The organism is Streptomyces sp. NPDC033180 (assembly GCF_055577645.1).
In genome coordinates this window covers 18,514-30,376 of sequence record NZ_JBVIPU010000004.1, presented here as the reverse complement: position 1 = coordinate 30,376, position 11,863 = coordinate 18,514, and the positions used below count along the sequence as shown (strand labels likewise).

At 70.5% G+C, this 11,863-nt stretch carries 7 protein-coding genes; 2 read left to right on the top strand and 5 right to left on the bottom strand.

The features are described from left to right. Nucleotides 1-322: 322 nt before the first annotated feature. From ald to ACZ5WE_RS14040, 4 genes are all read right to left on the bottom strand, one after another. Nucleotides 323-1,438 (bottom strand): alanine dehydrogenase, encoded by a 1,116-nt coding sequence (ald, locus tag ACZ5WE_RS14055; RefSeq protein WP_467687131.1) that lies wholly within the window; start codon nt 1,436-1,438, stop codon nt 323-325. A gap of 144 nt (nt 1,439-1,582) precedes the next feature. After that, nucleotides 1,583-3,691 (bottom strand): tetratricopeptide repeat protein, encoded by a 2,109-nt coding sequence (locus ACZ5WE_RS14050; RefSeq protein WP_467687055.1) that lies wholly within the window; start codon nt 3,689-3,691, stop codon nt 1,583-1,585. 169 nt (nt 3,692-3,860) lie between these two features. Then, a complete protein-coding gene (locus ACZ5WE_RS14045; RefSeq protein WP_467687056.1) occupies nt 3,861-4,487 on the bottom strand; it encodes an NUDIX domain-containing protein in 627 nt (208 codons plus the stop codon). 86 nt (nt 4,488-4,573) lie between these two features. Next, nucleotides 4,574-6,238: a CTP synthase gene (locus ACZ5WE_RS14040; RefSeq protein WP_467687133.1), complete on the bottom strand. Its 1,665-nt coding sequence runs from the start codon at nt 6,236-6,238 to the stop codon at nt 4,574-4,576. A 419-nt stretch (nt 6,239-6,657) separates the two neighbouring features. On the opposite strand from ACZ5WE_RS14040, the gene ACZ5WE_RS14035 reads away from it, so the two are divergent. Further along, complete coding sequence (locus tag ACZ5WE_RS14035) at nt 6,658-8,463, top strand: glycoside hydrolase family 15 protein (protein ID WP_467687058.1); 1,806 nt, start codon at nt 6,658-6,660, stop codon at nt 8,461-8,463. A gap of 23 nt (nt 8,464-8,486) precedes the next feature. Here the strand turns inward: ACZ5WE_RS14035 and ACZ5WE_RS14030 are convergent, their stop codons facing one another. Then, a complete protein-coding gene (locus ACZ5WE_RS14030; protein WP_467687060.1) occupies nt 8,487-9,998 on the bottom strand; it encodes an APC family permease in 1,512 nt (503 codons plus the stop codon). 207 nt (nt 9,999-10,205) lie between these two features. Here ACZ5WE_RS14030 and ACZ5WE_RS14025 point away from each other — a divergent pair, with 207 nt between their 5' ends. Then, nucleotides 10,206-11,843: a PucR family transcriptional regulator gene (locus ACZ5WE_RS14025; protein ID WP_467687062.1), complete on the top strand. Its 1,638-nt coding sequence runs from the start codon at nt 10,206-10,208 to the stop codon at nt 11,841-11,843. Nucleotides 11,844-11,863: the final 20 nt, after the last annotated feature.

Below are 11,863 nucleotides of genomic sequence, written 5' to 3'. Positions count from 1 at the left end.
GTCGTCTTACCTCCTTGGTGACCAGGAAATTTCTCGATAGGTCAGCGTGGCACCATGCCGACGGTTGGCGACTCTATGGCGTGTCACCGGTCCGCAGCAACACAATCCGCCGGACCCGGCCCGATGTGTCGGCAATCGAACGCCCCCATGTCAAGGGCGCGCGGGGTGCCGTTGGCACATTTCCGGGGTGTGCGAATCGGTTAAAGGGTTACGTTCAAGGCGAGTTGACCATGTCCACGGACATACGCATACGGCCGGACCCCTCTCAAGGTCCGGCCGTGGGCGTGAGATTGACGACTTTCGTTGACGAAAGCGGTCAGGTTCAGCCGAGGAGCGTCTCGAGCTCGACGTGCTCGAGGCCGTGCGACTCGGCGACCTCCTTGTAAACGACCTTGCCGTCATGGGTGTTGAGGCCCAGGGCGAGCGCGTGGTCACGGCGCAGCGCCTCGACCCAGCCGCGGTTCGCCAGCTCGACGATGTACGGCATCGTCGCGTTGGTCAGCGCGTACGTCGAGGTGTTGGGCACCGCGCCGGGCATGTTGGCGACGCAGTAGAACACCGAGTTGTGGATCGGGAAGGTCGGCTCGGCGTGCGTCGTCGGGTGCGAGTCCTCGAAGCAGCCGCCCTGGTCGATCGCGATGTCGACAAGGACACTTCCCGGCTTCATCCGCGACACGAGCTCGTTGGTGACGAGCTTCGGCGCCTTGGCACCCGGGATGAGAACGGCGCCGATGACGAGGTCGGCGTCGAGGCAGGCCTTCTCGAGCTCGAAGGCGTTGGAGACGACGGTCTGGATCTTCGTACCGAAGATCTTGTCCGCCTCCTTGAGCTTGTTGATGTCCTTGTCGAGCAGGGTCACGTGGAAGCCCATGCCGATGGCGATCTGCGCGGCGTTCCAGCCGGAGACGCCACCGCCGATGACGACGGCCTTGCCGGCCGCGACACCCGGGACACCGCCGGGCAGGACACCGCGGCCGCCCTGGGCGGCCATCAGGTGGTAGGCGCCGACCTGCGGGGCCAGGCGGCCCGCGACCTCGGACATCGGGGCGAGCAGCGGGAGCGCGCGGTTGGCGGTCTCGACCGTCTCGTACGCGATGGCGGTGGTGCCGGACTCCAGGAGCGCGTCCGTGCACTCCTTGGACGCGGCCAGGTGCAGGTAGGTGAAGAGGGTCTGGTCCTTGCGGAGGCGGTGGTACTCCTCCGCGACCGGCTCCTTGACCTTCAGGAGGAGGTCGGCGGTGGCCCAGACCTCGTCGGCGGTGTCCAGGATGACGGCGCCCGCGGAGACGTACTCCGCGTCCGTGATCGAGGAGCCGACACCGGCGTTCCGCTCGATGACGACCTGGTGGCCGTGGCGCACCAGCTCGTGCACGCCGGCGGGGGTGATGGCCACCCGGAACTCGTTGTTCTTGACCTCGCGGGGGATGCCGACCTTCACGTCGATCACGGTCCTCTTGGCTCAGGGTTTCTTCGGGCAATGCACTACATACCGATACACAAGAGGGCGCATCGGAGACACCACGGAAGTACGCGGCGGAGCCAGTCTAATGAAGGACTTCTCGCTGTCTAGCCTTTCAATGCATCAATCTTCTGCGGAAGCGCTACGGATTTCGTAGGCGGAAGCCCCGGGTCCATCCTTCGAATCCTTCGATGCAAGGCCCCTGACCTCCTCGAGCTCCATTCCCAGGATGCGCTCGGCGGCAGCGCGGTGCAGCCGGGCGGCCGCCGGGTCGCCGAGCCGGTCGAGGGTGTCGGCCAGCCTGAGCTGCAGCGCCGCCTGGAGACGAACGTCACCGGCCTGCCGCGCCCACTCGACGGCTTCCTGGCAGGTGCGCAGCGACTCCTCGGGCCGCCCCGCGTACTCCTGCACCCGCGCCAGCTCGCTCAACGCCCGCGCCTGGCCCGCCACATCACCGGTCTTGCGGTGTCCGGTGACGGCCGAGCTCCAGTTGCGCAGCGCCTCGCCGTAGCGGCCCGCGTAGGTGTGCGCCGTTCCGATGCGGCCGTAGAGCCGTGCGGCGTCGGTGCGCTCGCCCCGCGCCAGCCGATGGGCGAGGGCACGCCCGAACCAGTCCGATGCCCGCGACCAGTCCCCGAGCTCCTGGTAGGCGCCGCCTACGGATTCCATCGCGCGGCCGGTCGCGTACGGGTCATTCGCTTCCCGTCCGGCGTCAAGAGCGAGCCGGTAGCGCACCAGCGCCTCCTGCGTACGTCCCGTCCTCGCGTCCAGATCCGCGAGATTCAGGAGGGCCGCCGCCTTCTCGCGGGGCAGATTCCGGCGCTCGGCGACATCGAGGACGAGGCGGTGGATGCCGTACAGCTCGGGGGCCGCCTCCTCCGTACCCCGGTGGGCGACCAGGGCCCGCGTCAGGGCCGCCATCAGGCGTCGCGCGAGGGTGTCGAGCTCCCCGTCGGCGACCGCGAGGCGGGCCGCGGCAAGCAGGGCGGGCCGCCGGACGCACAGCCACTCGGCGGCGGCGCCGGGGTGGGGGAAGCGCAGGGCCCGCGGCAGTCCTGCGAGCTTCTTGCGGGCCCCGGAGCTGTCCGGCTCCGTGATCGCCCGGCAGGACTGGAGCAGGCGTACGGTCCGCTCCAGCATCCTGGCCCGCGCGAGCTGCACCTCGGCGGCGCGGTCCTGGCTCTCGGTGCGTGCGCGCAGCAGCGGCACCAGGCAGGCCGGCAGGTCGTACTGCGGAAGTGACGAATCCACGGCCCTGACCAGGCCGAGCTTCACGAAGTCGTCCAGGGTCGTGCGGGCGGCGGAGACCGAGCAGCCCGCGAGCGCGGACGCGGTGTGCGGGTCGACGTAGCCGGCCGGGGCGAGGGAGAGGTAGCGCAGTATCCGCGCCGCCGCCCCCGGCAACGAGGTGTACGAGAGCTGGAACATGCGGGCGAGGGCGCCGGGCGCGGTGTCGTCCTCGGGCCGGTCGTGCACCTGCTTGGCCAGATCGGCGACGGCCGCCTTGGGCCGCCCGGAGAGCCAGCCGCCGGCCAGGACGAGGGCGGCGGGGTGCGCGGCGCACGCCTCGACCAGGCTCTCCGCCGACCGCGGGTCGACGGTGATGCGCACCGGGCCCGCCGCACGGGAGAGCAGTTCGACCCCCGCGGCGGTGTCCAGGCCGCCCAGGGTGCACGGCCGCACGTCCGGGATCCCGGTGAGCGGGCCCTCCGACACGGCGACGACCAGGCACTCGGGTGCGTCCGGGAGCAGCGGGTCGACCTGCTCGGCGTCCGCGGCGTCGTCGAGGAGCAGCAGGGCCCTGCGGCCCGCGAGGGCCTCGCGGAGCACTTCGGCGAGCTCGTCCTCATCGGCCCCGGGGGGTGCGGGGACCTCGAGCGCGTCCAGGAGTTCGCGGGCGGTGCGTTCCGTGGGCACGCGCGCGCCGTCGGGTTCGGTGAGCTGGGCGCGGAGCACGCCGTCGGGGTAGTCGTCGGCGACCTGCCGCGCGAGTTCCTCGGCGAGCGCGGTGCGCCCCGAGCCGGGGCGGCCCGCGATGAGGAGCACGCGCGCCCTGGGCGCCTTGCGGCCCGAGATGGTGTCGAGCCCCGCGCGGTCGATGTCGGCCCGGAGCTCTTTCAACTCCCTGCGACGGCCGACGAATTGACCGTCCTCGGAGGTCTGGGCCGGAGCGGGCCGCGGCACCGCGCCGCCCGCTGCCGAACCGTCCGTGTCGACCGCCTGATCCGTCACGGGCCATGCTCCGTCCGCCTGCGCGCGAACCCGCCGGGAATCCGGTCGGGACGCTTCCAGAGCCTAGTTCAGGCCCTGCCCCCTCCCCCGGCGAGCGGCGCGCACAGGTCCCCCGATCGGATCAGCAGATCGTCACACTGCGAGCTCCAATGGCGCAGAGCGCGGCCTCTCAGGCCTCGAAGGGGCGCGCGGGCCAGGGAGCGTCCGCGGGGCGCAGCGCGTCGACGCCGTCACCGCTGAGCGCGGCGGTCAGCGAAAGGGCACCCACGACGAGGCAGTTGTTGTGCAGCTCACCGGCGAGCACGCCCCGTACGAGCTCTTCGAGCGGTACGCGCGCCAGCTCCATGTCGGCCTCCTCCTCGGAGACTTCGAAGCGCTCGCCCTCGGCCTCGGAGAGGTCGCGCGCGAGGAAGATGCGCACGGCCTCGTCGCAGCCGCCGGGGGTGGTGTAGACGTCGGTCAGGACACGCCAGTCCTCGGCCTTGACGTGCGCCTCTTCGTAGAGCTCGCGCTGGGCGGCGTGCAGGGGGTTCTCGCCGGGGATGTCGAGCAGCCCGGCCGGGATCTCCCAGAGCTTGTGGCGTACGGGGTGGCGGTACTGGCGCAGCACCAGGACGCGGCCCGCGTCGTCCAGGGCGAGCACGGCGACCGAGCCGGGGTGCACCTGGTAGTCGCGGTGGACGACGGTCCCGTCGGGCATCACCACGTCGTCGGTGCGGACGGAGGTCTTGTTCCCCACGAAGGGCGTTTCCGTCGCCGTGACCTGCCACTCCTCGGCGGTGTCCTTGATCGTCATGTCGCCCTGTCCTCCCACACGTGCAAACAGAAACCGGGGCACGCGCCTCATAAGGCCCGTACCCCGGCAACCGTATCGCTCTTGTGTTACTTACCCGTCTGGCGTGCTTCTTCCTGCCTCGCGACTGCCGCCTTCACCAGGCCCGCGAAGAGCGGGTGCGGGCGGGTCGGGCGCGAGCGGAGCTCCGGGTGCGCCTGGGTGGCGACCAGGTAGGGGTGGACCTCGCGGGGGTACTCGACGTACTCGACGAGCTTGCCGTCCGGGGACAGGCCGGAGAAGAGGATGCCGGCCTTCTTCTCGAGCTCGGCGCGGTAGGAGTTGTTCACCTCGTAGCGGTGACGGTGGCGCTCCTCGACGTACTCCTTGCCGTCGTACACCTCACGGGCGATGGAGCCCTCGGCGAGCTTCGCCGGGTACATGCCCAGGCGCATCGTGCCGCCCATGTCGCCCTCACCGGCGACGATGTCCAGCTGCTCCGCCATGGTCGAGATGACCGGGTGGGCGGTCGCGGAGTCGAACTCCGTGGAGTTGGCGTCGGGGATGTCCGCGAGGTTGCGGGCGGCCTCGATCACGATGCACTGCAGGCCGAGGCAGAGACCGAGCAGCGGGATCTTGTTCTCGCGGGCGAAGGTGATGGCGCCGACCTTGCCGGTCACGCCGCGGTCGCCGAACCCGCCGGGGATGCAGACCGCGTCGACGTCGCCGAGCTGCTTGGCGGCGCCCGACGGGGTCTTGCAGTCGTCGGAGGTGACCCACTTGACCTTGACGCGGGCGCGGTTGGCGAAGCCGCCCGCACGCAGCGCCTCGGTCACCGAAAGGTAGGCGTCGGGCAGGTCGATGTACTTGCCGACCAGCGCGATGGTGACCTCGTGGTCCGGGTTGTGCACCCGGTCCAGGAGGTCCTCCCACTGGGTCCAGTTCACGTCGCGGAACGGCAGGTCGAGCTTGCGCACCACATAGGCGTCGAGGCCCTCGGTGTGCAGGACCTTCGGGATGTCGTAGATCGACTTGGCGTCGATGGCGGCGACCACCGCGTCCTCGTCGACGTCGCACATCAGCGAGATCTTGCGCTTGATGGCGGTCGGCACGTCGCGGTCGGCGCGCAGCACGATGGCGTCCGGCTGGATACCGATGTTGCGCAGCGCCGCGACGGAGTGCTGGGTCGGCTTGGTCTTGAGCTCACCGGACGGGCCGATGTAGGGAAGCAGCGAGATGTGCACGACGAAGACGTTGTCGCGGCCGACCTCGTGGCGGACCTGACGGACGGTCTCCAGGAACGGCAGGGACTCGATGTCGCCGACCGTGCCGCCGACCTCCGTGATGACGACGTCGACGTCATCGGTGGCCATACGGCGGATGCGGTGCTTGATCTCGTTCGTGATGTGCGGGATGACCTGCACCGTGTCGCCGAGGTACTCGCCGCGCCGCTCCTTGGCGATGACCTGCGAGTAGACCTGGCCGGTGGTGACGTTCGCCGAGCCGTCGAGGTCGACGTCGAGGAAGCGCTCGTAGTGGCCGATGTCCAGGTCGGTCTCGGCGCCGTCGTTCGTGACGAACACCTCACCGTGCTGGAAGGGGTTCATCGTGCCGGGGTCGACGTTCAGGTACGGGTCGAGCTTCTGCATGGTGACGCGCAGGCCGCGCGCCTTGAGGAGCGCACCCAGGCTCGAGGCAGTCAGACCTTTGCCGAGGGAAGAGGCGACACCCCCGGTGACGAAGATGTGCTTGGTCGTCGTGGACTTGGGCTGCATGGCCAAGAGGGGGCTCCCGTGGTCGCGGTCTGAAGGGTGCGTACCGGCACCCTCACCGGGGATTCTGGGGAGGTGCCGTCGCTGCGGTTCGGGGGTTCAATGACCACCGGCTCACGGGCTACCAGGGTATCAGCGACGGGACGGGGCTGCTTCCGGCGACGCTCGGGCACCCACGTCACACCTCCCTCACCTGGCGCTCACCCGTTCGGCGCAGGCTGGTTGCCATGAGCGGCGCGCAGATCACCTAGGTGCGTCGTATCCTGCTCGGACACTCGCTGCCGAGCCGGTCCGATCAACGGCAATCACCCCCCGCCCGTTCCCCGGAACAAGAGGCTCGCGCAGTTCGTTTTACAGCGAAGCCTTGACCGTAGAGCGAGCGCCCCCGAGAGGGCGACGTGGCCGTTTGACTGGAGATGCACGTGGCCGGGCGCATCGAGGATTACGCACTCATCGGAGACATGCAGACCGCTGCCCTGGTCTGCCGGGACGGCACAGTCGACTGGCTGTGCCTGCCCCGCTTCGACTCTCACGCCATCTTCGCCGGATTGCTCGGCACGGAGGAGCACGGATTCTGGCGCCTCGGGCCCGCTCACAGCCCCGACGCACCACCGCCGACCGCCGCGCGGCGCACGTACCGCGGCGACTCGCTGATCCTGGAATCCGAGTGGGACACCCCGCGCGGCACGGTCCGTGTGACCGATTTCATGCCGCCGCGCGACACGGACGCGCCGCAGCTGGTCCGGATCGTCGAGGGCGTCAGCGGCCGGGTGCCGATGCGCTCCGCCCTGCGGATGCGTTTCAGCTACGGCCGCATCGTGCCCTGGGTGCACAAGGTCGACGAGCGCACGGTGGCCGTCGCCGGACCCGACTCCGTATGGCTCGACACGTCGGCCGAGACCTACGGCAAGGACCTCACGACGTACGCGGACTTCACGGTCTCGCCCGGTGAGCGGGTCGCGTTCACCATCTCGTGGCAGCCCTCGCACAAGGAGCCGCCGCCGCCCGCCGAGCCCGAGAACGCCCTCACGGCCACCCAGGACTTCTGGCGGGAGTGGGTCGACCACTGCACGTACCACGGCCCGTACCGCGAGGCCGTGGTCCGCTCGCTGATCACCCTGAAGGCCCTGACGTACGCCCCCACGGGCGGCATCGTCGCCGCGCCCACGACGTCGCTGCCGGAGGACGTCGGGGGCTCCCGGAACTGGGACTACCGCTACACGTGGCTGCGCGACGCCGCCATCACGCTCTCCTCGCTCCTGCGCACCGGGTACCGCGAGGAGGCCCGCGCCTGGCGCGAGTGGCTCCTGCGCGCGGTGGCGGGCGACCCCGAGAACCTCCAGATCATGTACGGCATCGCGGGCGAGCGCGAGCTCGGCGAGGCCGAGCTCGACTGGCTTCCCGGGTACGAGGGCTCCACACCGGTCCGGGCCGGCAACGGCGCCGCGCACCAGCTCCAGCTCGATGTGTACGGCGAGGTCACCGAAGCCCTGCACCTGGCGCACATGACGGGCCTGGCCCGCAGTGACTACGCCTCACTGCTCCAGCTCAAGCTGATCCGCTATCTGGAGACGCACTGGGACGAGCCGGACGAGGGGATCTGGGAGGTGCGCGGCCCGCGCCGCCACTTCGTGCACTCCAAGGTGATGGTCTGGGTCGCCGTCGACCGCACGATCAAGCTCATCGAGTCCGGAGACGCGGACGGCCCCCTGGAGAGGTGGCGCGACCTGCGCGACGACATCCACCGGGACGTCTGCGAGAAGGGCTACGACCCGGAGCGGAACACGTTCACGCAGTCGTACGGCTCGAAGGAGCTGGACGCCTCGCTGCTGCTCATCCCGCAGATGGGCTTCCTGCCGCCCGACGACAAGCGGGTGATCGGCACGATCGAGGCGATCCAGCGGGAGCTCTCGACGTCGGACGGCTTCATCCTGCGTTACCCGACCACCGGCGACGCCGCGGGCGTGGACGGGCTCGAGGGTGACGAAGGCGCCTTCCTGGCGTGTTCGTTCTGGATGGCGGACGACCTGGCGATGATCGGCCGGGTGGACGAGGCCCGCAAGCTCTTCGAGAAGCTGCTCGCGCTCCGCAACGACCTGGGGCTGCTCGCCGAGGAGTGGGATCCGCGCCTGCAGCGCCAGGTCGGCAACTTCCCGCAGGCGTTCAGCCACGTGCCGCTGATCGACACGGCACTGCGGCTGACGGCCAGCGGGGCGTACGGCGGTTAGCGGCTGACGGTTGGCGAGGCCCTTCAGGTCCGGACGGCGACGGGTTCCCCGTCGCCGTCCGTGCGTTCGGCCGCGTCCTCCAGGACGATCCGGCCGATGATCTCGTAGCGGGCGGGGTGCCGTGCCTTCAGATACAGGCCGAGGCCCAGGCCCCCGAAGAAGACGAGGCCGACGGTCCAGGGGATGGCCTTGAAGAACAGGGAGTCCGCCGCCGTCCCCGCCGCGGTGTCCATGTTGATCACGAGCAGGACGACGACGGCGATCATGCCGATGCCGCCGAGCAGCGGGGCGACCAGGGTCGTGAACCAGTGCCGGTCCTCGGGGTGGTTCCGGCGGAAGTAGCCGATGACGGCGAACGAGCAGAGGGTCTGCACGATGAGGATCGCCATCGTGCCGAGGATCGCGAGCAGCGTGTACAGGTGGATGTACGGGTCCTGACCGGTGAGCCAGAAGGCGGCGACCAACGCGACGGCGATCGCGGACTGGACGTAGGAGGCGATGTACGGGGAGCCGTGCGTGGGGTGCGTGCGGCCGAGGCCGCGGTGCAGGAACCCCTCGCGCCCGATCGCGTACAGATAGCGCGACGCGCACTGGTGGAAGGCCATGCCGCAGGCGAACGAGCCGGTGATCAGGAGCCATTGGAAGGTGTCGACCGCCCAGGCCCCGATGAAGGTGTGGGCCGGGTCGAAGAACAGGTCGAGCGGGCTCGTGGACTGCGAGACCTTCACGGCACCGCTCAGGCCGTTGCCCGCGATCGTCATCCAGGAGACGTAGATGTAGAAGAGTCCGACGCCGACGACCGAGACGAGGGTGGCGCGCGGGATGACCTTCTTGGGGTTGCGGGACTCCTCGCCGTACATGGCGGTGGACTCGAAGCCGACCCAGGACCAGAAGGCGAAGAAGAGGCCGAGCCCTGCCGAGGTGCCGGTGAAGGCGTTCTTCGGGTTGACCGGCTCGACGGGGATGCCGTCGGGGCCGCCGCCGTGGATCAGTACGGCGGTGGCGACGGCGAAGAGGACCGCGATCTCGGCGATCAGCATCACGCCGAGCGCCTTCGCGGTGAGGTTGATGTCGAAGTACGACAGGACGACGGTGACGGCGAGCATCGCGGCCGCGTAGAGGGTCCACGGCAGGTCGGCGCCGAGCTGGTCATGGACGGTGGTCTTGGCGAAGTAGGCGAAGACACCGACGATCGACGCCTCGAAGACGACGTACGCGAGGACGGCGAGCATCCCGGACGCCATGCCCGCTATGCGGCCGAGGCCGTGCGAGATGTAGCCGTAGAAGGCTCCGGCGGCGGTGATCCGCTTGGCCATGGCGACGTATCCGACCGAGAACACGGTCAGGACGAGCGTGGCGAAGAGATAGCCCGCCGGCGCTCCGGTGCCGTTGCCCGCGCCGACGGCGATGGGGAGGTTGCCGGTCATCGCCGTGATCGGCGCGGCGGTGGCGACCGCCATGAAGACGACGCCGACGAGGCCGACGGAGTTCGCCTTGAGGCGGTGGACCTCGGGTGGGGTGGGTCGCTCTGGCATGTGCTCTGACGTGCGCTCTGGCATGTGCTCTGGCATGTGCTCTGACATGGCGGGCACCCTGCCGTGGCGTGACGTACGCCACAACCGACAGGAGGTCGCGCAATTGACCTTCCGGGGCGACGAGTTGTCGGGGTATGAGCGGATCAGATCATTCCCGTAACGGGTCGGAGATGTTCCCGGAACGTATGCGCAGGTACCGTCCGCCCCATGGAAAGTCAGGGCACGCAGGGCACTCAGGGCGGCATCACCGTGCAGCGGGCCCTGGAACTTCCCGGTCTTCGCGGCGGGCTCCCCGAGGTGGTCGCGGGTGCCGAGCGGCTGCAGCGCACCGTGCGGTGGGTGCACGCGGGCGAGGTGCCGAACATCGCCTCGCTCCTCAAGGGCGGCGAGCTGCTCCTGACCACGGGCCTCGGCCTCGGCGCACGCCCCGCCGAGCAGCGTGTCTTCGTGCGCAAGCTCGCCGAGCGCGGCATCGCGGCGCTCGTCGTCGAGCTGGGCCCGCGCTTCACACGGCTCCCCGCGGCCATAGTGGAGACGGCGCGCGCCGCGGGTCTTCCGCTGGTGCAGCTGCACCGCGAAGTGCCCTTCGTGACGGTCACCGAAGAGGTCCACACCGAGATCGTCAACGGCCACTACGCGCTGCTCCAGCAGGCCGAGGAGGTCCACCGGCGTTGCACGGAGGCGCTGCTCGGCGGGGGCGGCGTGCCCCAGGTCCTGAATGTCCTCGCCGACTTCAGCGGTAACCCGGTGTTCCTGGAGACAGCGGACGGACAGCTTCTCTACGCCGCGGGGGCGGGCACGGAGTGTGCCGATCCGCTCCAGGTGTGGGAGGGCCTGCGGGGCCACCACAAGGACGGGCCGCCCGCGGGCGCGCTGCTCGTGGATGTGCCTGGCGGCGGCCCCGGCTCGGGCTCGGTGCGCGCCAGGCTCGTGCTGCTCGCCGTGGAGTCCGCGCTGCTTCCGGTGCACCGGATCGCGGCGGAGCGGGCCGCGGGCTCGCTCGCGGTGGTCCTGATGCAGGCCCGGCAGGAGGAGGAGCTCGCCGCGCGGGGCCGGGGCGACTTCCTGACCGATCTGGCGGAGGGGCGGATCCAGGCCGAGGACGCGCCCGCCCAGGCGAGGGTGCTCGGCTTCAAGCCCGGCGAGAGCCCGCTGCTCCCGGTGGTGATGCGGCTCGCGGACGGGCTGCCGCCTGGCGGCGGCTGGGCCGTGCTCGCGCGGGCGGTGGCGGAGGAGCTCGCGGCGGTGGGCGTACCGGTGCTGCTCGGCGTACGGCCGGTCGAGGGGCGCGTCCCGCTCCTCCTTGGGCTCCGTACGGAATCCGAACGCACCGCGGTGGCCGACCGGGTCGCCGCCGCGCTGCGGGCCGGCGTGGAGCGGGCGGGGATGCAGCGAGCCGGGGCGCTGCCGCCGGTCGTGGTGGTCGGGGTCGCGGGCGGCTGGGCGGCGGCGTCGGCGGGGCTCCGGCACGCGGCGGAGACGGCGACGGCCGCGCAGGGTCTTGTCGACCGCCCCTGGTACGACGCGCGGCGCCTGGACATCGACCTGCTGCTGTGGCGCCTGCACAACTACGACGACTCGGCGCTCGCGGCGTTCGTGGACCGCGCGATCGGCCCGCTGAGGACGCATGACCAGCGCTCGAAGCCACCACTGCTTCCGACCCTGCAGACGTATCTGGCCCATGCGGGACGCAAGGCGGAGACGGCGCGCGAACTGCACCTGAACCGTCAGACGCTCTACAACCGCCTCGCCCGGATCAGTGAACTCCTCGGCACGGACCTGGACGACCCGCAGACGGTGCTCGCGCTGAGCCTGGCGCTGCGGGCGCGGAGGCATGTGGCGTAGGGGCTGCGGGACCTCCCGGG